Source organism: Mycolicibacterium doricum (assembly GCF_010728155.1).
Lineage (GTDB): Bacteria > Actinomycetota > Actinomycetes > Mycobacteriales > Mycobacteriaceae > Mycobacterium > Mycobacterium doricum.
Genome location: NZ_AP022605.1, coordinates 1317721 through 1339624, shown reverse-complemented (window position 1 = coordinate 1339624; position 21904 = coordinate 1317721). Strand labels below are relative to the sequence as shown.

Genomic DNA, 21904 nt, shown 5'->3' with positions numbered 1-21904 from the left:
AGAATACCTAGCGCTCGTCGAATCCGGTGATCCGCTCGCGCGCGTCCGACCAGTCGGCGATGACCTTGTCGACCCGTCCCGGGGTGTCAGCGCCTTCGAGCAGGCCGAGCAGGCGCTCACAGCTCTCGCGCGGTCCCTGGGCGACCACCTGCACCCGGCCGTCCGGCTTGTTGGCGGCGAACCCGCTCAGCCCGAGTTCCAACGCCCGCGAGCGTGTCCACCAGCGGAAACCGACGCCCTGGACATGGCCGTGCACCCAGGCGCTCAACCGCACATGGTCAGTCGCCGACATTTCTCACCTCGAACGTCACCTTCGTACCGGACTTCAGCGTGCGCCCGACGGTGCACACCCGGTCGATGGCGCGCTCGACGACGGCCAGCAGGCGAACCACCTCGGCGTCGGGAAGACCGGAGAGGTCTACTTCGAGCGACTCCTCGAGCAGCGGATAACGCTCCTGCTCCCGGTCGGCCGAGCCCCGGACGCGAATCGTCGCGGGATAGTCGTCACCCAGCCGGCGCCGCAGCGGCTGGTCGCTGCTCATCCCGCTGCAGGCGGCCAGCGCGATCTTCATCAGCTCGCCGGGGGTGAACACCCCCTCGACATCCTCCGACCCGACCAGTACCTCCGCGCCGCGTGAACTGCGCCCGGTATAGCGGCGCACCCCGGTGCGCTCCACCCACAGATCCGTCATGGCTCCCATCTTCGCCCATACGAACAAATGGGCGGAAAAGTGCGAGTGGTTGCGGGCGAAACGTCGATCTCGGCGACATATGCGGCGATGCGACATATGCGGCGAAAGCTGCAAGAGAGGCGCGGCGAGGTCAGCTGCGCGGCACGCGCGGGCGGGGCTGACAGCGTGGGCAGTAGAACGACGAGCGGTTCATGAACTTGCCGCGGCGCATGATCGCCCCACACCGCCGGCACGGCTCCCCCTCGCGGCCGTAGGCGTCCAGCGACCGCTCGAAGTATCCGGACTCACCGTTGACGTTGACGTAGAGCGAGTCGAACGACGTACCGCCCTGGCCGAGCGCCTCGGTCATCACCTCGGCCGCCGCGTCGAGCAGTTCGGCCAGCTTCGGCCGGGTCAGCGTCGCGGCCAGGCGGGCCCCGTTGACCTTCGCCCGCCACAGCGCCTCGTCGGCGTAGATGTTGCCGATCCCGGACACGACGGTCTGGTCCAGCAGTTGACGTTTGATCTCGGAATTCTTACCACGCAGCACTTTGACGACCGCCTGGCGGTCGAAGAGCCGATCGAGCGGATCGCGGGCCACGTGCGCGACCGGCACCGGGACGTCGGTGCCGTCGACGGTGACCAGATCGGCGAGCAGCCAGCCACCGAACGTGCGCTGGTCGACGAAGCTGAGCGCAGTGCCGTCATCGAACAGCGCCGCGATCCGCAGGTGGTCATCCTTCGGGATGGGCCCCAACAGCATCTGCCCGCTCATCCCGAGGTGCACGACCAGCGCCGAATCGCCGTCGTCGAGGATCAACCACAGGTACTTGCCGCGCCGGCCGGTGCCGGTGATGCGCGTGCCGAGCAGTCGGGCGGTCAGATCGGCCGGCCCAGCTTCGTGGCGCCGCACCGCACGGGGATGGTGCACCCGCACCGCGGCGACGGTCTTACCGGTGATGTGGGCATCCAGACCCCGCCGGACGACCTCGACCTCGGGCAATTCTGGCATCGACGGCTAGGAGTCGACGTCCGCAGTGGACAGGGCGGTCCACGCCGTCGCGGCGGCCTTGAGTTCGGCTTCCTTCTTGGTGCGTCCGACGCCTCTGCCGTATTCGGTGTCGGTGACGAGCACCGTGGCGGTGAACTCCTTGTCGTGGTCGGGCCCGGCCGAGGTGACGACGTAGTGTGGAGCGCCGAGCCCTCGGGCGGCGGTTAGTTCCTGCAGGCTGCTCTTCCAGTCCAGACCGGCGCCCAACGTGGGTGCGGTGTCGAGCAGTCCGGCGAACAACCGCAGGATCACCTCCCGCGTGGGGATGAGCCCGTGTTCGACATAGGTTGCGCCGAGCAGAGATTCGACACCATCGGCCAGAATGCTCGACTTGTCCGCACCGCCGGAGTTCTCCTCGCCCTTCCCCAGCAGCAGATAGGCGCCGAGACCCTTGTCGGACAGCGTGCGCCCGACGTCGGCGAGCGCCTGGGTGTTGACAATGCTGGCCCGCAGTTTGGCGAGGTCCCCCTCGGAACGGTCGGGGTGGCGGTGGTACAGCTCCTCGGTGATGACCAGCCCGAGCACCGCGTCGCCGAGGAATTCCAGCCGTTCGTTGGTGGGCAGGCCGCCGTGCTCGTACGAGTAGCTGCGATGGGTCAGCGCGGTGGTGAGCAGATCGTCGGGCAATGTCACGCCGAGCGCCGTGAGCAACGGCGAACGGTCCAGCGTCACCTCTCGTCTCGATCCAGCAGCCCGGCGAGTTTCGCCCAGCGCGGGTCGATCGTGTCGTGGTGGTGACCGGGCTCGGCGGTGGCCATCGTGACCCCGCATTCGGGGCACAGTCCGGCACAGTCCGGGCCGCACAGCGGCGCGAATGGCAGTGCCAGTCCGACCGCGTCGACGATCGGCTGCTCGAGGTCGACCGTGTCGGGCACGCCGTTGGCGCCGACGCGGCCGACCTCGTCGTCCTCGGTGGTGGCGTCGGTGGTGCTGTCGGGGTAGGCGTACAGCTCGGTCAGCTCGATCTCGACCTCACCGGTCACCGGGGTGAGGCAGCGGGCGCATTCACCGGTCGTCGGCGCGGCCACCGTGCCGGTCACCAGGACACCCTCGGACACGGCCTGCACCTGCAGATCCATCGTCAGCGGAGCGCCCTCGGCGATCCCGATGAGGTCCAGTCCCATCCGCGACGGGTTGGGGACGGTCTCCTGAAAGGTCGCCATCGAGCCGGGCCGCCGGCCCAGTCGCGCAATATCGAGCACCAACGGCGATCGTGCTGCTCTGCCCTGGGTCGCCATACCTCGATCCTACGGCCCGGTTCTGCGCCTTCCGCGGCGCACCGAGTCCTCCAGCACCGTGGTCCTCCAGCACCGTGGTCCTCGAGCTCAGCGGGACACGTAGTCGTGCGTGCCGGCCGCGGTGCGCAGCTGATGGCGGCCGCGGCCTACCGAACGCAGCGTGCCGTTGAGAAAGTCCTCGAATTCGGCCAGTTTGCTGTCGACGTAGATATCGCATTCGCCGCGCAACCGGTCGGCCTCGGCGTGGGCGGTGTCGATCAGCCGGGTGGCCTCGGCGGTCGCGGTGGAGACGATCTCGGTCTGGGACACCAGGCGCTGCTGCTCCTTGATGCCTTCCTGAACGGCCCGCTCATAGGCCAGGTTACCGCTCTCGATCAACCGGTCGGCCTCGGACTTGGCCCGCCCGGTGCTCGCGTCGTATTCGCGTTTGGCGGTGGCCATGACACGGTTGGCCTCTTCACGCGCATCGCCCACCATGCGCTCGCTGTGCTGACGGGCCTCGCCGACCATGCGGTCCGCCTGGGCCTTGGCGTCGGCCAACAGGCGGTCGGCCTCGGCGCGGGCGTGGTTCACCATCGACTCGGCCTCGGCGCGCGCGTTGGTCACCATCGACTCCGAGTGCTCCTTGGCGTCGCGCAGCATGGAGTCGCGGGCGTCCAGTACGTCTTGGGCGTCGTCGAGTTCCCCCGGGATGGCGTCTTTGATGTCGTCGATCAACTCCAGGACGTCGCCGCGCGGGACGACACATCCCGCCGTCATGGGCACGCCACGGGCTTCTTCGACGATCGCCCCCAGTTCGTCGAGCGCTTCAAAAACTCGGTACACGGTGACACCCTCCAGGCGTAGTTGTTGGTTACCAGTGTGCCTGCTGTTACCTACGGGACTCGGCTTCCCACGCCGGTGTGTCGCTCCGGCCAGGTACACCTGGACCGTGTCCCGAGATTGTCAAGTGTTCGTCGCCACCTCAGCGCAGTGCCGCGCCGATGACGTCGCGCGCCCGGTCGATCATCGACGCGAACGGGCCGACCGCGAAGTTCAGCTTCGCCGATTCGACTCCGGGATGGGGCCGGGTCGGGGCGATCGCCTCCGCGGCTCGCACGGCCGCCGCCAGCCGTTTGAGATCGTCCGCGTCGAGTTCGCGCGCCAACTTGTCGAACTCCTCAGATTCCTCGAGTTCGGCGTGGTGGACGACGGCATCGCGGAACGTGGCCAGTTCCTCGAGAAACTCCGGCGAGCCGAAATCCATGCCCTCCAGCTTCGACAGCTGCTCCTTGGCGTCGTGTTCCTCGGCCAGCCGGGCATCGACGACCTCGTCTCCCCCGTCGACTTCCTGCCGAGCCCGCGGGTGGACCACCATCTCCTCGGCGGTCTCGTGCACCGCAAGGAGTTGACGCAGTTCGGTGAAGGCCTTCCCGCGCGCCTCCTCCGAGGACGCCGAGAACACCTCCTCGAACATGTCCTTGATGAGGTTGTGCTGATCTTTGAGGAATCTGACGACGTCGTCGGTCGACTGAACAAATGTTTCAACCATGGCGAGAACCTCCGATGAAGGGCCGAGGCGGGCTAGGGCTGTGCGCCGCCGCTATCTACCCCTACCCCGCCGGGCTCGGCTCAATCCCGCAGTTTCGCCTGTAACCGCACGTTCACCGCGTCGGGCAGCAGCGCAGAGACGTCACCGCCGAGGGTGGCGACTTCCTTGGCCAGCGATGAGGACACGAAGGAGTACTGCGGGGTCGACGCGATGAAGAACGTGTCGACACCCGCGACGTGCTTGTTCATCTGCGCCATCTGCAGTTCGTACTCGAAGTCGGTGCTGCCGCGCAGCCCCTTGACGATCGCGGTGAACCCGCATGCCCGGACGAAGTCGACCACCAGACCCTGACCCGACTCGACCCGAAGGTTGGGCAGATGCGCGCAGGACTCCGCGATCATCTCCATGCGCTCGTCGAGGGTGAACATCCCCTTCTTGTTCGGGTTGACCAGCACCGCGACGACGACCTCGTCGAACTGGGCCGCGGCCCGCTCGAAGACGTCGACGTGGCCACGGGTCACCGGGTCGAACGATCCAGGGCATACCGCGCCGCTCATGGGTGACGACCGTACCGGATCATCGTCGGTCGTCATTTCGACGGAGGTTGCCGGTCGGCGGCTCTCGTTGGGCGATGTCCAGGCGGGTGTCACCGTAGCGTCTCGACGGCCATGGTGACCATCCCGACGGCCAGGTCAGCTCCCTTCCCGACGCCCGCCGCTCGATGACGGCGACCGTGCCCTCGCGGGTCCAGCCGCGCGCATCGAGTGCGGCGAGCAGCTCCTCGACCTCGCTGTCCGGTAGGTCGTAGGGCGGATCGGCCAGCACCAGGTCGACGGCTCGGTCCACCCCACCCGCCACAACGGTCGCCACGGGCCCACGACGAACCTCGGTGGCGGCGCCCACGCCCAGTTCGGCGATGTTTCCGCTGATGGTCCTGGCCGCGCGCTCGTCCTGCTCGACGAACACCGCCCGCGAGGCGCCCCGCGAAATCGCCTCCAGGCCGAGAGCGCCGGATCCGGCGTACAGATCGAGCACCACGATGCGGTCGACGTCCAACCGGGCGTCGAGCACGTTGAACAGCGCTTCGCGCACCCGGTCGGACGTCGGTCGAGTGCCCCTGGGCGGCACCGTTATTCGCCGGCCGCCGAAAGTCCCGGCGATGATCCGGGTCAGCTGACGACCACCAGCAGGTCGCCGCCCTCGACCTGGGCGGTGGCCGAGACGGCGACCCGGTCGACGGTGCCGGCCTTGGGTGCGGTGATCGCGGCCTCCATCTTCATCGCCTCGATGGTCGCGATGGTCTCCCCGGCGCTCACCGTGTCACCGACATCGACCCCGACCGTCACCACCCCGGCGAACGGGGCGGCGATGTGGTCCGGATTGGCCCGGTCGGCCTTCTCCGCGGTCGGCACGTCGCTCGCCACGCTGTGGTCGCGCACCAGCACCGGGCGCAGCTGTCCGTTGAGGATGCACATCACCGTGCGCATCCCGCGTTCGTCCGGATCCGAGACCGCCTCCAACCCGATCAGCAGTTCCACGCCGCGTTCGAGCACGACGCGGTGCTCGTCACCATGGCGCAAACCGTAGAAGAACTGGTTGGCGCTCAACCGCGAGGTGTCCCCGTAGGTGTCGCGATGCGCCTCGAACTCCCTGGTGGGCCCGGGGAACAGCAACCGGTTGAGCGCGGCCTGCCGTTTGGTCCCGGGCTGGACCAGCACCGCCTCGTCCTCCGCGGACAGTTCCTCCACCGGTTTGGCCGGCGCGCGTCCCGCCAGCGCCTTGCTGCGCAGCGGTTCAGGCCATCCGCCCGGCGGGTCACCAAGTTCACCCCGCAGGAAACCGATCATGCTGTCGGGGATGTCGAACCGGGCGGGGTCCTCGGCGAATTGCTCGGCGGTGATGCCGGCACCGACCAGGGCCAGCGCGAGGTCACCGACCACCTTGCTCGACGGGGTCACCTTGACCAGCCGGCCGAGGATGCGGTCGGCGGCCGCGTAGGCCTCCTCGATCTCCTCGAACCGGTCCCCCAGACCGAGCGCGATCGCCTGCTGGCGTAGATTGCTCAGCTGGCCGCCGGGAATCTCGTGGCGGTAGACCCGTCCGGTAGGGGCGGGCAATCCTGACTCGAAGGGTGCGTACACCTTTCGCAGCGCTTCCCAGTACGGCTCGAGTTCGCAGACCGCTTCCAGCGACAGCCCGGTGTCGAACCCGGTATGGGCGGCGGCGGCGACGATCGAACTCAACGCGGGCTGGCTGGTGGTGCCCGCCAGCGGCGCCGCGGCACCGTCGACCGCCGAAGCACCCGCCTGCCACGCCGCCAGATAGGTGGCCAGCTGACCACCCGGCGTGTCGTGGGTGTGCACGTGCACGGGCAGATCGAACCGCGAACGCAGCGCCGAGACCAGCTTGACCGCGGCCTGGGGGCGCAACAGCCCCGCCATGTCTTTGATGGCGAGCACATGGGCGCCGGCCTCAACGATCTCTTCGGCCAGTCTGAGGTAATAGTCGAGCGTGTAGAGGTTCTCCGCCGGATCTGACAGGTCTCCGGTATAGGACATCGCGACCTCGGCTATCGCCGTTCCGGTTCGGCGCACCGCCTCGACGGCCGGGCGCATCGACTCGACGCTGTTGAGCGCGTCGAAGATGCGGTAGATGTCGATGCCTGTCGCCGTCGCCTCCTCGACGAACGCCGTGGTGACCGTCTCCGGATACGGGGTGTAGCCCACGGTGTTCCGGCCGCGCAGCAGCATCTGTAGACAGATGTTCGGGACCGCCTCGCGCAGAGCGGCCAGCCGCTCCCACGGGTCCTCCTTCAGGAAGCGCAGCGCGACATCGTAAGTCGCGCCGCCCCAGCATTCGAGCGACAGCAGCTGCGGCGTCATGCGGGCGATGTGCGGTGCGACCATCAGCAGGCTGGTCGTGCGGATACGGGTGGCCAGCAGCGACTGGTGGGCGTCCCGGAACGTGGTGTCGGTCAACCCGACCGCCGGCGAGTCCCGCATCCAGCGGGCGAAGCCTTCGGGCCCCAGTTCGACAAGCTTCTGCTTACTCCCTGCCGGCGGTGGCGCCGTGTCGTCGACCTGCGGGAGTTTGTCATGCGGGTACACCGTCGACGGCCGCGGCCCGTGCGGCTTATTCACCGTCACGTCGGCCAGGTAGTTGAGGATCTTGGTGCCGCGGTCCGCCGGTGTGCGGGCGGTCAGCAGGTAGGGCCGTTCCTCGATGAACGACGTGGTGACGCGCCCGGCGCGGAAATCCGGATCGTTGATGACGGCCTGCAAGAACGGGATGTTCGTCGAGACCCCACGAACGCGGAACTCGGCGAGCGCGCGCCGTGCGCGCGCCACCGCGGTGGAGAAGTCGACACCCCGGCAGGTGAGTTTGACCAGCATGGAGTCGAAGTGGGCGCTGATCTCCGCGCCGAGCACGGTGCCGCCGTCCAGCCGGATCCCCGCACCGCCCGGCGAACGGTAGCCGGTGATGCGCCCCGCGTCGGGCCGGAAGCCGTTGGCCGGATCCTCGGTGGTGATGCGGCACTGCATCGCGTAACCGCGGATGCCGCGGTTCAGCACGGCCTCCTGGCTCAACCCGAGGTCGGCCAGCGTCTCCCCGTCGGCGATGCGCATCTGCGACGCCACCAGGTCCACGTCGGTGATTTCCTCGGTCACCGTGTGCTCGACCTGGATTCGCGGGTTCATCTCGATGAAGACGTGCTGGCCCCGCTCGTCGAGCAGGAACTCCACCGTGCCGGCGTAGGTGTAGCCGATCTGGCGCGCGAAGGCCACCGCGTCGGCGCAGATCCGTTCGCGTAATTCCGGATCGAGGTTCGGCGCCGGCGCCAACTCGATGACCTTCTGGTGGCGCCGTTGCACACTGCAATCGCGTTCGAACAAGTGGACGATGCCGCCTTGGCGGTCGGCGAGGATCTGCACCTCGATGTGGCGGGGATTGACGACCGCCTGCTCTAGGTACACCGTCGGATCGCCGAACGCCGACTCCGCCTCCCGGCCGGCCGCCTCGATGGCCTCGGCCAACGCGTCGGGGTCGGTGACTCGCCGCATTCCGCGGCCACCGCCGCCCGACACGGCCTTGACGAACACGGGGAACTCCATGGCGGCGGCCGCGGCGACCAGCTCGTCGACCGATGACGACGGCGCCGAGGACCGCAGCACCGGCAGGCCGGCGGCGCGCGCGGCCTCGATGGCCCGGGACTTGTGGCCGGCAAGCTCCAGCAGTTCGGCCCGCGGGCCGATGAACGTGATGCCGGCTTCCGCGCACGCGGCCGCGAGTTCCGGGTTCTCCGAGAGGAATCCGTACCCCGGGTACACCGCGTCGGCGCCCGCGTGTAGAGCGACCCGGATGATCTCGTCGACCGACAGGTAGGCCCGAACCGGGTGCCCGATGTCGCCGATCTGGTAGGACTCGTCGGCTTTGAGCCGGTGCAGTGAATTGCGGTCCTCGTACGGATACACCGCGACGGTGGCGATGCCCAGTTCGTATGCGGCGCGGAACGCTCGAATCGCGATCTCGCCACGATTGGCGACCAGCACTTTGGAGATCACGCGCTACCCTATCCCATCCCGCTGCGGTGCCGCCGCCTGTACCGATCCCGCCGCTACAGAAGCATCGACCAGTAGTCCCAGAACCGCACCAGTATGAGCAGGAACACCGAGGTGAACCACAGGGCGGTGACAGACCATCGCCACTGGTGGACGGCACGGGCGACGGTGTTTTCGGCACGAGCATCTTCCCCGCTTGCCGGGGCCGGCCGCAGGGCGATCGACGCCGTCACCACCAGCAGCGGGACCGTCACCGCCCACACCACCATGCAGTAGGGGCACAGTGCCCCGATGCGGTAGAGGCTCTGGAAGATGAGCCAGTGTACGAACACCGTGCCGAGCAGCGTGCCGACGGCCAGCCCGGACCAATACCACCGCGGGAGCTGCACGTTGGCCACGGCCAGCACGCCGGTCACCGTCACCACGGTGAAGGCGGCGATGCCGATCAGCGGGTTCGGGAAGCCGAAGAGCGCGGCCTGGGGCGTCACCATCACCGATCCGCACGAGAGCACCGGGTTCAGCGAGCACGACGGGGTGTACGAGGGATCGATCAGCAGCTCGATCTTCTCGATGGTCAGCGTGGCGGCGGCGACCAGGCCCACCACACCGGCGATGAGGACCCACACCGCGCTGGGTTTCGGCACCGCTGGCTCGGCGGTTCGGCCAGCCGGCGAAGCGGTCGACGAGACGGCGTCGGGTGCGGTGGCGGTCATGACGCGGGAGCCGGCACCGCACCGTCCAGGCCCGGCACGTCGCCGACGATCTCCTTGATCTTGGCCACCAGCGCGTCGGGGGTCGACGGGTCGTAGTCCTCACCGTTGATGCGCACGGTCGGGGTGGCGCTGATCTCGGTGGCCGCCGCCATGCCCTTGACCATGTCGACGTAGCGGCCATTCTTGATGCAGTCGGGCACCGTTCCGCCGGCGCCGGCCTGGCGTGCCAGCTCGATCAGCTGCTCGTCACCGGGGTAGGTGCCGCCACCCTCGGCGGGCTGGATGCCCTCGGTGTAGAGCGCGGCGTGGAAGCGGCGGAAGGCGTCCTTGTTCTCGTCGGCGACGCAGTACGCGGCATTGGCTGCCCGTGACGAGTAACCATCACCCTGTGCGTCGAGGATCGAGACCATGTAGTAGTCCGCGGCGACCGCTCCCGTGTCGATCAGCTTGTTGATGCTCGGTCCGAACTGACGCTCGAAGTTGCCGCAGGCCGGGCAGAGGAAATCCTCGTAGAGCGACAGCACGGCCTTGGGCTCGCTGCTGTCCTCCTGAGTGACCAGGTTCCCGGCGGCCACCCGGACCGCGGTGGCCTCACCGGAGGCCGGCTTGTCCTCCGCCGACATCACGATGTAGAAGACGAGCGCGACGGCGAACACCACGACAACCGCCGTCAAGCCGATCTGGATGAATAGATTGCGCTTGCGATCGGCCGCCTTCAGGTCGTAGCGGGGCGTCTTCTTCGGTTTCGTGGCCACGCGACAAGAGTACCGGCGGCCGTCCTAGCCGCGGCTGAGGTGGGCGCGCAGCGCCGAGATCATCGCCGCGGTGGCGGTCTCGCTGTCCCCGCCGAGCGGGAAGAAGTTCGCGAACCCGTGGATCAGCGACCGCTCCTGCCGCAGGTCGACGGGCACGCCGGCGTTCCGCAACGCCTCGGCGTACCGGTTGCCCTCGTCGCGCAGCGGGTCGAAGCCGCCGGTGAGCACCAGTGCGGGCGGCAGCCCGGACAGGTCGTCGGCCAGCAGCGGCGACACCTCGGGGTCGGTGGGGTCGACGCTCGCACCCCCGAGGTAGTGGTCCATGAACCAGTCCATGTCCCGGGCGGTGAGGAAGTAGCCGTCGGCGAACAGCGTCTTGGACCGGGTCTCGCTGCACACGTCGACGACGGGATAGATCAGCAACTGCAGCGCCGGCGGGGGCGCGCCGGCGTTGCGCGCCCGCTGGGAGACGACGGCGGCGAGGTTGCCGCCCGCGCTGTCCCCGCCCACGGCGATGCGGTCGGCGGCCACACCGAGTTCGGCGGCGTGTTCGGTTGCCCAGTGGAACGCCGCGTATGCGTCGTCGGCTGCGGCGGGCGCCTTGTGCTCGGGTGCCAGCCGGTAGTCCACCGAGAGCACCGTCATTCCGCCGTCACGGCAGATCAGCCGGCAGAGGTCGTCGTGGGTGTCGAGGTCCCCGATCACGAAGCCGCCGCCGTGGTAGAAGACGAGCAGCGGGGAGTGGGCCTCGGGTGTGGTCGGACGGTACAGCCGAGCCGGGATGGTCCCGACCGGGCCGGGGATGGTCAGCTCGGTCACCTCGACGACGATCCCGGCGGTGAGCATGGCGGCGGTGATGTGCAGTTGGTGTCGCGCGACGCCGACGTCGTCACTGGCCACCAGGCCGCTGATGCCGGCGGCGCGCTGGGCGGCCAGCAACAGCTGCAGCGTGGTGTCGAGGGTGTTGCCATCGACGGTGACCGAGCGGAACCCCAGCAGCGCCCGCTTGACGGGCTCGGGCAGCAACGGAATGGTCCGCAGCGTCGCCCGCGTCGCCCCGTTCACCAGGGCGTCGCGCATCCGGTTCTTGCCTCGGGGTGCCGGGTCACCACCGCGGGCGGTGGGCCCTACGGGCGGTGCGGCGGCTGGCTGACTCGGCGGCATGGGAGCTCCTTTGGTCGCGTTGCACGACGGCGATTCGACACCTCAGGTCGGCTTTGGCGTCCGGCAGACACCGCCCGAAGACACCGAACCTGCGGTCGCGGCGGGCAGCGGCCGCCGGCTTCGACACGTCGATACGGCCGCAGCCTACGGCAACGGGGAGCAGACCGGCAGGGCGATCGCAGATTTCGGACCGGACCGCTCGCGCAGGGGTCGCTGCTGACCCACCCCGCTGTGGCGACCGTCGCCGAGTCACGCGGGAAAACCACAGCAGGCCGGATTAGGTGGCGTATACAACTCGGTAATATCGTCATCCCCGAGTCGGTGAACCCACAGCGGATTGAGAGCAACTTCGACGTGTTCGATTTCGAACTGACCGAGCGGGACGTGGCGTCCATCTCGGCTCCCGAGGACGGCTCTCGCCTGCGTCCCGACCCCGAAACCTTCGACTTCACAGGGTAGGTGACATGACGTCAACGCGCGGGGAGGCAGCCGGCATCCCCTCCGTCTCGCTCAACGACGGAAACTCGATCCCGGTCATCGGGCTCGGGGTCGGTGAGCTCTCCGAGGCCGAGGCCGAGCAGTCGGTGGCCGCCGCGCTGGAAGCCGGCTACCGATTGATCGACACGGCAGCCGTCTACGGCAACGAGGCCGCGGTGGGCCGGGCGATCAACGCCTCGGGCATCCCGCGCGACGAGATCTTCGTGACCACCAAACTGGCGGTGGCCGATCAGGGCTTCGGGACCTCGCAGGACGCCGCCCGCGCCAGCCTCGAACGCCTCCGGCTCGACTACGTGGACCTCTACCTCATCCACTGGCCCGCCGGTGACCACGGCAAGTACATCGACAGCTGGGGTGGGTTGATGAAGGCCAAGCAGGACGGCGTGACCCGTTCCATCGGAGTGTGCAACTTCAATGCCGAGCACTTGTCGAACGTCATCGACCTGTCGTTCTTCACCCCGGCGATCAATCAGATCGAGCTGCACCCGCTGCTCAATCAGGCCGAGTTGCGGGAGGTCAACGCCGGATACGGCATCGTGACCGAGGCCTACGGACCCCTGGGCGTCGGCCGCCTGCTGGATCACGCTGCGGTGACCGGGGTCGCCCGGGCCCACGACAGGACGCCGGCACAGGTCCTGCTGCGCTGGAGCGTCCAGCTCGGCAACGTGGTGATCGCGCGCTCGGCCAATCCGGAGCGGGTCAAGTCCAACCTCGAGGTGTTCGACTTCGAGTTGACCGACGCCGAGATGGCCACTCTCAATGGCCTAGACGAGGGCACCCGCTTCCGTCCGGACCCGGAGACCTACACCGGCCCCTGATGGGCCAGCCCGCTACTCCGCGAATCGGCCGGCGGTTTGCGCCGGCGCCGGCCGCTCACGCACCTCCACGGTGCGGGGGTGGAGAGGGCGCCCGCGGTCGTATGACGTTGAACGGCTCACTCTTTTGGACACGTGTCGGCCGCCTCGCGCAGCGCAGGCACCGAGGGCGCGTCGACCGGTAACCCGTAGCCGCGCATCACCGCGATGAACTGCATCGCGTACTGACAGTGGAACGCCCCGTTGGGCGGCATCCACGCCGCCGGCTCCTGGTCACCCTTGTCCTGATTCGCCTGGCCCTGTACGGCAAGGAGGTTGGCCGGATCGTTGGCGAACCGCACCCGCATATCGTCGGTCCAGTTGCGCGCACCCTGGTCCCAGGCGTACGCGAGCGGCACGATGTGCTCGATCTGCACCGCCGCGCCGGTCTGACTGCCGCGCGTGAACGAGATGACGACGTTGGTGTATGGGTCGTGCAGGACTCCCGTGGCCACCGCCGTGGGACACCTGCTGATCGACGTGTATGTCTTGTCCACGAGGTCGCGATCGAGGATGTCGTTGCGGGTATCGCAGCCGTTGTGGCCGCCCGGCGCGCTGTTGTCGTCGGTCCAGGCGTCACCGAACGCTGCACGCCGGTAGTCGTGCGCGCGTATCCGCGCGGGAACCGTCGCCACCCCGGCGAGGACGTCGGAACCCGGTGCGACGGTGGGCACGTCGGCGTACGCGGTGAGCTGCGCTGAGCGCTCGGCGGTCGAAGACACGGTCTGGTAGGCGACGAGCACCGCGAGGACCGCGGCGAGGACCACCCACACCGTCCGCGTCCGGCTCACGACTTCTCCAGGAACTCGACCCGGTCGGTGTCGGTAAACGGCGCGGCGAGCATGGCCATTCCCGGGCTCCCCGGCGACTTGTCGTAGAGCCTCTCGCAGAGCTCTCGCGCCGAGACGATGACCTCGAGGTGGTCGGACAGTGACAGGAAGCGCAGCGAGTTGAGGCTGCCGGACTGGTGCAGGCCCAGCACGTCACCCTCGCGGCGCTCACGGAGGTCGAGATCGGCCAACTCGAACCCGTCGAGAGTGGCGGCCACCGCCTTAAGCCGCTGCCCCCCCTTCGAACCCTCCGGCAACCGGGTGGCGAGTAGGCACAGGCTGGGATGACTGCCGCGGCCGATGCGGCCGCGTAGCTGGTGGAGCTGGCTGATGCCGAACCGGTCGGCGTCCATCACGACCATCACCGTGGCGTTGGGCACGTCCACGCCCACCTCGATGACTGTTGTGCAGACCAGCACGTCGATCTCCCCGGCCCGGAAGGCCGTCATCACCGCGTCCTTCTCCGCCCCGGATAGCCGGCCGTGCATCAACCCGACGCGCAGACCGGCCAACGGGCCGGCGCGCAGCCTGTCGTAGAGCGCGAGGACGGTCACCGGAGGCGGCCCCTGCTCGTGGCCCCGCGGCTTGTCGCTCTCGTCTATACGCGAGGCCACCACGTAGGCCTGCCTGCCGGCCCGGACCTCTTCGACGATGCGGGCCCATGCCCGGTCCAGCCACGTCGGGTGCTGGCCGACGAAGACGGTGTTGCTGGTGATGGGCGCACGCCCGCGCGGCAACTCGCGTAGCGTGGAGGTCTCCAGATCGCCGTAAATGGTCAGCGCGACGGTCCGGGGTATCGGTGTGGCGGTCATGACCAGCAGGTGTGGCGTGACACCGCCCTGGGCCTTGGCGCGTAAGCGGTTCCGCTGCTCGACACCGAACCGGTGCTGTTCGTCGACCACCACCATGCCGAGGTTGTCGAATTCGACGGCGTCCTGCAGCAGTGCGTGTGTGCCGATGACGATCCCGGCCTGCCCGGTGGCGACCTCGTTGCGCACCTGCCGCTTCTGCTGGGGAGTCATCGAACCGGTGAGCAACGCAATGCGGGTCGCGGCGTCCGCGCCGCCGAGCTGACCGGCCATGCCCAACGGCCCCAGGATCTGACGCATGGACCGGTCGTGTTGCGCGGCAAGTACTTCCGTCGGCGCCAGCATGGCGCACTGGTAGCCGGCGTCGACCATCTGCAACATGGCCAGCACGGCGACGACCGTCTTACCCGACCCCACCTCGCCCTGCAGCATGCGGTTCATCGGGCGGGTGCCGGCCAGTTCGCTCGACAGCACGGCGAGCACCTCACGCTGACCGTTGGTGAGCTCGAAGGGCAGACGCTTCCGCATCCCGGCGACGAGTCCGTCCTCCCGCAGTGGCGCAGGCGGACCGGCCTCGGTGAGTTGGCCGTAGCGTCGCGACACCAGCCCCCACTGTAAGCCCACGGCCTCGTCGAACGTCAACCGCTCTCGGGCCCGGTCCCGCTCGCCGTCGTTGTCGGCGAGGTGGATCGCACGCAGCGCGGCATCCTCGGAGACCAGACCGCGTTCGCGCACAACGGCTTCGGGCAGCGGTTCGGGCACCGGGTCCAAGACGTCGAGCACCTGGCGTACACAGGCGTAGATGTCCCAGCTCTGCACCTTGGCGCTGGCCGGGTAGATCGGGAAGACGTCACGTTCGAAACCGGCCAGCAGATCGTCACCCGTCGCCCCCGAGGACGCCGCGATGGTCTTGAGCGATTTGGTGCCGATCTTCCTGCTCGCCGACGACTCCAGGACGAGGAACGCCGGGTGGCTCAGCTGCAAGGTGTTACGGAAGTACTTGACCTCACCGGAGAGCATCAGCCGAGTGCCCACGGGCAGGTTGTCGATCATCCAGTCGGCGTTGAAGAACGTCGCGGTGACCACGGGGTTGCGCTTCCCCAGTGTGACGCGCAGATACTTTCGGGCCCGCTTACCCGGCAGCGGCTTCATCTGCCCCGGCTTGGCGTCGGTGATGACGTCGACGAAGGTGACGTGCTCGCCCTCCTCGATGTCGAGACTTTCCCCCTCGCCCCGCACGCTCATCCCGTCGCTGTACTTACGCGGATAGTGGCGCAGCAGGTCGTTGACGGTGCGGATGCCGAAGTGCTCCTCCAGTGCGGCCGCGGACTTGCCGCCGATGACGAAGTCGAGCCGATCGGTGAGCGCAACCATGTCACTCCACCCCGATCAGCAGTACATCGCCGCGGTGGCCGGTGTGGTAAGTGACCAGTTCGGTGCCGAGATGACGTTGGTGCACGTGGTCGCGCAGGGCCTCCCCGATCTCGGCGCCGACCGCGCCGTCGACTTCGTCGCCGGTGAGGACGGTGACCAGTTCGCCGCCCGACAGCAGCAGCAGGTCGATCAACCCGGCGGCCGCTGCGGTCACGTCCGGACCGACGACGAGAACCTCGTCACCCGAGATGCCAAGGCCATCGCCCGGGTTGCAGGCGCCCGCCCAGGTAAGGGCCTTCTCCGCGGCCACCCGCACGGCGCCGTGCCGTGCGGCCGCCGCGGCGCGGGCCATGGTATAGCCGTCGTCGACGGCGTGGCGCGCGGAATCGTGTACGGCCAAAGCGGCCAGACCCTGCACCATCGACCCGGCCGGCACAGGCACGACGTCGATGCCCCGGCCCATCGCGGCGGTGCACCCGGCGACGAGTTCCTCGGCAGCCACATACCCGTTCGGCAGCACGATGACCTGTCCGGCCCCGGTGTCGACGATGCCGCGAAGCAACTGCTTGGCGGTGACCTGCCCGTCAGGTTCCGGCCCCAGCACATGCGCCCCCTCACCGGCGAACAACTCCACAGCGCCGGGGCCGTCGACGACGGCTAGCACCGCCCGTTCGCGGCTCCAGCTGCCGTGCGGGCGGGCTTTGGTCACGCCGGCCAGCGCGGTGATCTGGATCCGGCTGGGGACCCCCACGGCCAGACCGGCCTCGACGGCGGCGCCGGCATCGTCGGCGTGCACGTGCACCGAGTATTGCGCCGGGGTGCCCGAACCGCCTCCCGCGGCGATCACGACGGAGTCGCCAAGACCTTCGAGCCGGCGGCGCAGCGCCTCCACCCCGCCGGATCCGCACCCGCCGAGCAGGTACATGACCTCGAACTGCGGCGTGGCGCAGGTGGCCGCCCGGGCGGGTTGGGCGGTCGGTCGGTAGGCCCGACGCCGCGCAGCGCGCCCGGTCAGGGTGCAGACCAGTGCGTCGAGCAGCACGAGCAGACCGCGACCGCCTGCGTCGACGACACCGGCGTCGGCGAGGACGTCGAGTTGCCGGGGCGTCTTGTCCAAGGCGATGGCCGCGGCGTCGGCGGCCGCGGCCACGGCCTCGGGTAACCCGGGCGCCGCGGCGTCGGCGGCGTCGGCCGCGGCCGCCAGCACGGACACGATGGTGCCCGGTTTGGCGTCCAGCGCCGCCTCGACCAGGTCGACGGCGTGCCGTAGGGCGGCGGCGAACAGCGCACCGTCGACCTCGGGCAGCGTCCCGCCCCGGCGGGCCGCGGCGGCCGCGGTGACCTCGGCGAGGCCCCGCAGGATCTGCGACAGGATGACTCCCGAGTTGCCGCGGGCGCCGTGCAACGCACCCGCCGCGAGCGCCGCCGCCACCTCCGCAACGTCGCTGGCGCAGCCCTGGGCCTCCGACCAGGCCGAACGCATGGTGAACAGCATGTTGGTCCCGGTGTCGGCATCGGCCACCGGGAAGACGTTGAGGCCGTTGATCTCGTCGGTGTGTGAGATCAGGTCGTCGACCGCCGCGTGGGCCCAGCCGCGCAGCACCGTCGCGTCGAGTCGCCCAGCCGCCATCTCACCTCCTGCCCGCACCGGCGTCGTGCGCGCCAGCCTATCGACCACTGCAGACACCGCTGCCGCACCGAGGTGACCTGTGCACGGCCGCGGCGAAGCACTCGCGGCCGGTTTTGGCGATCACCCACCCGGCCGGTATCCTGATCAGGTTGTCGGGTCATTCCGCGCTCGCCGCGGCCCAGGACCCGGACCCCCACGTACTGATCCAAGGAGTTCTAGATATGGCCGCCGTGTGCGATGTCTGCGGAAAGGGCCCCGGCTTCGGCAAGTCGGTGTCGCACTCCCATCGCCGGACCAGCCGTCGGTGGAATCCCAACATCCAGACCGTGCGCGCCGTCTCCCACCCGGGCGGCAACAAGAAGCGCGTCAACGTCTGCACCTCCTGCCTCAAGGCGGGCAAGGTCGCACGCGGCTGATCGCAGCGGCCCCGACTGCACCCTGAGCGGCGACCAGCCGAGGTCAGGGCAGCTGCCAGTCGATCGGTTCGGCGCCCATCTCCGTCAGCAACTCGTTGGCCCGGCTGAACGGCCGCGACCCGAAGAACCCGCGTGACGCAGAGAGCGGCGAAGGGTGCGGTGACTCGATCGCCACACACCCGTTGCCCGTCAGCATCGGCTTGAGGGTCGCGGCGTCGCGGCCCCACAGCAGGGCCACCATCGGCGTGTCCCGGGCGACCAGCGCCCGGATAGCGCACTCGGTCACCGCTTCCCAGCCCTTGCCCCGGTGCGACGCCGGGGCGCCGGGACGCACCGTCAGCACCCGGTTGAGCAGCAGCACACCGCGCTTCGCCCACGGGGTGAGGTCGCCGTTGTTCGGCTGCGGGTGGCCGAGGTCGGCGGTGTACTCGGTGAAGATGTTGGCCAGGCTGCGCGGCAACGGACGGACCTGCGGATCCACCGAAAAGCTCAGCCCGACGGCGTGTCCGGGAGTCGGATACGGGTCCTGACCCACGAGGAGCACCCGCACCCGGTCGAACGGAAACGAGAACGCCCGCAGCACGTTCGCGCCCGCGGGCAGGTAGCGGTGCCCGGCGGCGAGTTCAGCCCGCAGGAATTCACCTACCTGCGCCACCTGCTCATGCACGGGTTCGAGCGCCTGCGCCCAGCCCTGGTCGACGAGTTCGGAGAGCGCGCGTGCCGTCACGAAAAGCCAACCTAGCGTGCGGCGTTCGTCAGAACGACTGCCATCCCCGGTTTCCGGTCCACGCACGGCCGTCGACCAGCACGTCGGCCGGACCGGCGACCACCCGGCCGACCGTCCGCCACCCGTCCGGTAGCGGGCCGGGGAAGGTGGCGGCCAGCGCGTGGTCCTCTCCGCCGGCGAGCACGAACGCCCACGGGTCACCGTCGGCGGCGGCCGCGGCCCCAGCCACCGCGTCGTGGTCGCCGCGCAACGCCGCCCGCTCCACGTCGATCCGGCATCCCGATGCGTCCGCGATATGGCCGAGATCGGCCAGCAGGCCGTCGGAGACGTCGGTCATCGCCGTCGCTCCGGCGTCCGCCGCGGCACGGCCCTGACCGTAGGGTGGCGCCGGGACGAGGTGCCGACGACGCAGCTCGTCGAACTCCTTCGAACGGCTGCGCCACAAGGCATACCCGGCCGCGGACCGGCCGAGGTCCCCGGCCACTGCGACGATGTGGCCGGGGCGGGCACCGTCCCTGCGCACCGGCGCCCGGCCGGCGAGGTCACCCAGGGCGGTCACCGAGATGACCCACTGCGGGGAGTGGACCAGGTCGCCGCCGGCGACGCCCGCGCCCATCGCGGTCGCCTCGTCCCACATACCGTCGCTGAGGCGCAGCGCCGAACCGGCCGTAGTGTCCGCGGGCGCGCCGAACGCGACGACGAACGCGGTCGCGGTCGCGCCCATCGCCTCCACGTCGGCGGCATTCTGGGCGATCGCCTTGCGTCCGACGTCATACGGTGTCGACCAGTCGAGACGAAAGTGCCTGTCCTCGACCAGCATGTCCGTCGACACCACTGCCCGGCCGTCGGCGAACGACACCACAGCGGCGTCGTCACCGGGTCCCAGCGTCACCGACGGGGGCAGGCGTCGACCCCGCACCAGCGCATCGATCACCGCGAACTCACCGATGTCCGCCATGCTCGCGGTCGGGTCGAACCCACGCTGGTGTCGGACCATGTCACCTCCACCCGACGGCCGTCACGACGCGCAGCACCGGCTCCACCTGCGGTACGTTCTAGTCCCCGGAGTCTATGGGGCGGGACGGAGGCGAACACCGGTGGTCGAGGCTTTCATGCTGATCCAGACTGAGGTCGGCCGTGCCGAAGTCGTGGCCGCCCGGTTGGCCGAGCTACCCGGTGTGCAGACCGCGGAGTTCGTCACCGGACCCTACGACGTGGTGGTCCGGGTCGGCGCCGACAACCTCGACGATCTGCGCTCAGACATCGTCCCAAGCGTGCAGCGAGTCGACGGGATCACCCGGACGCTGACCTGCCCGATCGCCGACGGAGCGCACCCATAGGCTTGTTCGGATGATCTCCGAGGATCCGCAACGAGCACCGCGAGACGGCCCGCCGCGAGCGTTGATGATCGCCGCGATCCTGGTGGCCGTCGCGGCGCTCGTGGTGGTGCTAGGTGTCGCGGCCGTGCGCCAGGGACGCCCCGAGCAAAAGCCGGTGCCGATCGCGGCGGTGCCCGCACCGCGTGCCGACAGCCCGGAGTGCCGGGCCCTGTTGGGCGCGCTTCCCGAGGTGCTGGGCGATTTCCGCCGCGCACCGACGGCGGAACCAGCGCCGGTGGGCACCGCCGCCTGGCAGGCCGGGCCGGACACCGAGGCCATCATCCTGCGCTGCGGGCTGGACCGTCCGGTCGACTTCGTGGTTGGGGTGCCGATCCAGATGGTCGACGCCGTGCAGTGGTTCCGCGTCGGGGAGGAGGCCGCCCCGGGTAGCAGGCCGGAGAGTCAGCAGACCAGGAGCACCTGGTATGCCGTGGACCGACCGGTGTATGTGGCGCTGACGCTGCCGCAGGATTCCGGCCCGACGCCGATCCAGCTCATCTCCCGGGTGCTCACCCACACCATGCCGGCCACGCCCATCGCCCCCGGTCCGCCCCGTTAGCGCAGACCCGTTCCGCGGGCCACCGCCGTGTCCACCATCGCCGCGAGGAGCGTCGGATAGTCCACGCCGCTGGCCGCCCACATCCGCGGATACATCGAGATCGTGGTGAATCCCGGCATGGTGTTGATCTCGTTGACGACCGGTCCGTTGTCGGTGAGGAAGAAGTCCACCCGCGCCAGGCCCTGACAGTCGATCGCCCGGAACGCCCGGATGGCGAGGCGGCGGATGTCCTCTGCTACGTCGTCCTCCACCTTCGCGGGCACGTCCAGTTCGGCGCCGTCGTCGAGGTATTTGGTGGCGAAGTCGTAGAATCCGTCCTCGCGGCCACGCACCCCGGCTACCCGGATCTCGCCGACCGTGCTGGGCTCGACCCGCCCGTCCGGATACTCCAGTACGCCGCATTCGAGTTCGCGGCCCGGCACCCCTGCCTCGATGATGACCTTGGGGTCGTGCCTGCGGGCCAGGTCGATCGCCGCGCGCAGCTCCGCCCAGTGCGAGACCCGGCTGACTCCGATCGAGGAGCCGCCGCGGGCGGGTTTGACGAACACGGGCAGGCCGAGGCGAACGCGTTCGTCGAGGGTCATGTCAGCACGTCCGGGGCGCAGCACGACGTGGTCGCCGACTGGTAGACCCTCGGCGATCAGCAGCTTCTTCGTGAACTCCTTGTCCATGCCCGCGGCACTGGCCAGCACGCCGGCCCCCACGTAGGGCACGCCGGCCAGTTCCAGCAGACCCTGGATCGTGCCGTCCTCGCCGTAGGGGCCGTGCAGCACGGGGAACACCACGTCGACCGCGGCGAGCACCTCACCTGCCGCGGCCGGGTTCAGCGAGACCAGCTCACCGCTGCGGCGGGGGTCGGCGGACAGGGCCAGGGCCGTCCCGGATGCGGCGCTCACCTCGGGCAGCTGCCCGTCGGTGATGGCCAGGGTCTCCGGCCTGCCGTCGGTGAGCACCCAGCACCCGTCGGGAGTGATCCCCACGGCGACGACGTCGAATCGTTCGGGGTCGAGGTTGCGCAGGATGCTTCCTGCGGAAACACAGGAGATGGCGTGTTCGGAACTGCGCCCGCCGTAAACGACGGCAACGCGGGTGCGCTGGTTGCGGGCGATCACAGTCTGCAGAGGCTACCGTCCCGGCCGCCCGGGG

General features: G+C 69.3%; 23 protein-coding genes and 1 pseudogene. 5 read left to right on the top strand and 19 right to left on the bottom strand.

What is annotated here, in order from left to right:
• Nucleotides 1-7: 7 nt before the first annotated feature.
• From G6N07_RS06655 to G6N07_RS06595, 13 genes are all read right to left on the bottom strand, one after another.
• Nucleotides 8-292, bottom strand: a complete 285-nt coding sequence (locus G6N07_RS06655) for an acylphosphatase (RefSeq protein WP_085188890.1) — start codon at nt 290-292, stop codon at nt 8-10.
• Entirely contained in the window at nt 279-692 is a 414-nt protein-coding gene (locus G6N07_RS06650; protein WP_085188892.1) for an OsmC family protein, read from the bottom strand. Before G6N07_RS06650 ends, G6N07_RS06655 begins: the two co-directional genes overlap by 14 nt.
• Nucleotides 693-822: 130 nt before the next feature.
• Nucleotides 823-1683: a bifunctional DNA-formamidopyrimidine glycosylase/DNA-(apurinic or apyrimidinic site) lyase gene (mutM, locus tag G6N07_RS06645; protein WP_085188894.1), complete on the bottom strand. Its 861-nt coding sequence runs from the start codon at nt 1681-1683 to the stop codon at nt 823-825.
• Between the two features lie 6 nt (nt 1684-1689).
• Complete coding sequence (rnc, locus tag G6N07_RS06640; RefSeq protein WP_085188896.1) at nt 1690-2394, bottom strand: ribonuclease III; 705 nt, start codon at nt 2392-2394, stop codon at nt 1690-1692.
• Nucleotides 2391-2960 carry a YceD family protein gene (locus G6N07_RS06635; RefSeq protein ID WP_085188898.1) on the bottom strand — a complete coding sequence of 190 codons (570 nt, stop codon included), beginning with the start codon at nt 2958-2960 and terminating at the stop codon, nt 2391-2393. The genes rnc and G6N07_RS06635 overlap by 4 nt, the downstream gene beginning before the upstream one ends.
• Before the next feature lie 87 nt (nt 2961-3047).
• Nucleotides 3048-3785 carry a cell division protein SepIVA gene (gene sepIVA / locus G6N07_RS06630; RefSeq protein ID WP_085188900.1) on the bottom strand — a complete coding sequence of 246 codons (738 nt, stop codon included), beginning with the start codon at nt 3783-3785 and terminating at the stop codon, nt 3048-3050.
• 139 nt (nt 3786-3924) lie between these two features.
• A complete protein-coding gene (locus G6N07_RS06625; RefSeq protein ID WP_085188902.1) occupies nt 3925-4491 on the bottom strand; it encodes a hemerythrin domain-containing protein in 567 nt (188 codons plus the stop codon).
• Between the two features lie 80 nt (nt 4492-4571).
• Nucleotides 4572-5048 carry a pantetheine-phosphate adenylyltransferase gene (coaD, locus tag G6N07_RS06620; RefSeq protein ID WP_085189116.1) on the bottom strand — a complete coding sequence of 159 codons (477 nt, stop codon included), beginning with the start codon at nt 5046-5048 and terminating at the stop codon, nt 4572-4574.
• 19 nt (nt 5049-5067) lie between these two features.
• Entirely contained in the window at nt 5068-5664 is a 597-nt protein-coding gene (gene rsmD / locus G6N07_RS06615; RefSeq protein WP_085188904.1) for a 16S rRNA (guanine(966)-N(2))-methyltransferase RsmD, read from the bottom strand.
• Nucleotides 5661-9053, bottom strand: a complete 3393-nt coding sequence (locus G6N07_RS06610; protein WP_085188906.1) for a pyruvate carboxylase — start codon at nt 9051-9053, stop codon at nt 5661-5663. Before G6N07_RS06610 ends, rsmD begins: the two co-directional genes overlap by 4 nt.
• A 53-nt stretch (nt 9054-9106) precedes the next feature.
• Nucleotides 9107-9763: a vitamin K epoxide reductase family protein gene (locus G6N07_RS06605; RefSeq protein ID WP_085188908.1), complete on the bottom strand. Its 657-nt coding sequence runs from the start codon at nt 9761-9763 to the stop codon at nt 9107-9109.
• A complete protein-coding gene (locus G6N07_RS06600; RefSeq protein WP_085188910.1) occupies nt 9760-10518 on the bottom strand; it encodes a DsbA family protein in 759 nt (252 codons plus the stop codon). Before G6N07_RS06600 ends, G6N07_RS06605 begins: the two co-directional genes overlap by 4 nt.
• Nucleotides 10519-10542: 24 nt before the next feature.
• Complete coding sequence (locus tag G6N07_RS06595) at nt 10543-11682, bottom strand: alpha/beta hydrolase (RefSeq protein WP_085188911.1); 1140 nt, start codon at nt 11680-11682, stop codon at nt 10543-10545.
• A gap of 195 nt (nt 11683-11877) precedes the next feature.
• Between G6N07_RS06595 and G6N07_RS21180 the strand changes: the two are divergent.
• Both G6N07_RS21180 and G6N07_RS06585 read left to right on the top strand, forming a co-directional pair.
• Nucleotides 11878-12141, top strand: a pseudogene (locus G6N07_RS21180) (aldo/keto reductase); the annotation flags it as partial.
• Nucleotides 12142-12146: 5 nt separating this feature from the next.
• The gene (locus G6N07_RS06585) at nt 12147-12998 is read left to right on the top strand and encodes an aldo/keto reductase (protein WP_085188913.1); all 852 of its coding nucleotides are present in this window, start codon (nt 12147-12149) and stop codon (nt 12996-12998) included.
• 116 nt (nt 12999-13114) lie between these two features.
• Here the strand turns inward: G6N07_RS06585 and G6N07_RS06580 are convergent, their stop codons facing one another.
• Genes G6N07_RS06580 through G6N07_RS06570 form a run of 3 tightly spaced genes read right to left on the bottom strand, consistent with a single transcriptional unit; the run spans nt 13115 to nt 17677 of the window.
• A complete protein-coding gene (locus tag G6N07_RS06580; protein ID WP_085188915.1) occupies nt 13115-13825 on the bottom strand; it encodes an HNH endonuclease family protein in 711 nt (236 codons plus the stop codon).
• Nucleotides 13822-16047, bottom strand: a complete 2226-nt coding sequence (recG, locus tag G6N07_RS06575) for an ATP-dependent DNA helicase RecG (protein WP_085188917.1) — start codon at nt 16045-16047, stop codon at nt 13822-13824. Before recG ends, G6N07_RS06580 begins: the two co-directional genes overlap by 4 nt.
• A 1-nt stretch (nt 16048) precedes the next feature.
• Nucleotides 16049-17677, bottom strand: a complete 1629-nt coding sequence (locus tag G6N07_RS06570) for a fatty acid kinase ATP-binding subunit FakA (RefSeq protein ID WP_085189118.1) — start codon at nt 17675-17677, stop codon at nt 16049-16051.
• Between the two features lie 221 nt (nt 17678-17898).
• Here G6N07_RS06570 and rpmB point away from each other — a divergent pair, with 221 nt between their 5' ends.
• Entirely contained in the window at nt 17899-18093 is a 195-nt protein-coding gene (rpmB, locus tag G6N07_RS06565; RefSeq protein WP_011559334.1) for a 50S ribosomal protein L28, read from the top strand.
• Nucleotides 18094-18136: 43 nt separating this feature from the next.
• Here rpmB and G6N07_RS06560 read toward each other — a convergent pair whose 3' ends face one another.
• Together G6N07_RS06560 and G6N07_RS06555 are read right to left on the bottom strand one after the other, a co-directional pair.
• A complete protein-coding gene (locus G6N07_RS06560; protein WP_085188919.1) occupies nt 18137-18820 on the bottom strand; it encodes a uracil-DNA glycosylase in 684 nt (227 codons plus the stop codon).
• A 28-nt stretch (nt 18821-18848) separates the two neighbouring features.
• Nucleotides 18849-19817: a thiamine-phosphate kinase gene (locus G6N07_RS06555; protein ID WP_085188921.1), complete on the bottom strand. Its 969-nt coding sequence runs from the start codon at nt 19815-19817 to the stop codon at nt 18849-18851.
• 115 nt (nt 19818-19932) lie between these two features.
• Here G6N07_RS06555 and G6N07_RS06550 point away from each other — a divergent pair, with 115 nt between their 5' ends.
• Nucleotides 19933-20160 carry an Lrp/AsnC ligand binding domain-containing protein gene (locus G6N07_RS06550; protein WP_085189120.1) on the top strand — a complete coding sequence of 76 codons (228 nt, stop codon included), beginning with the start codon at nt 19933-19935 and terminating at the stop codon, nt 20158-20160.
• Nucleotides 20161-20170: 10 nt separating this feature from the next.
• Nucleotides 20171-20758, top strand: a complete 588-nt coding sequence (locus G6N07_RS06545; protein ID WP_179959957.1) for a DUF3515 domain-containing protein — start codon at nt 20171-20173, stop codon at nt 20756-20758.
• Here the strand turns inward: G6N07_RS06545 and G6N07_RS06540 are convergent.
• On the bottom strand, nt 20755-21870 hold the full coding sequence (locus tag G6N07_RS06540; RefSeq protein WP_085188923.1) for a D-alanine--D-alanine ligase family protein: 1116 nt from the start codon (nt 21868-21870) through the stop codon (nt 20755-20757). The two genes, G6N07_RS06545 and G6N07_RS06540, sit on opposite strands and share 4 nt — an antisense overlap.
• Nucleotides 21871-21904: the final 34 nt, after the last annotated feature.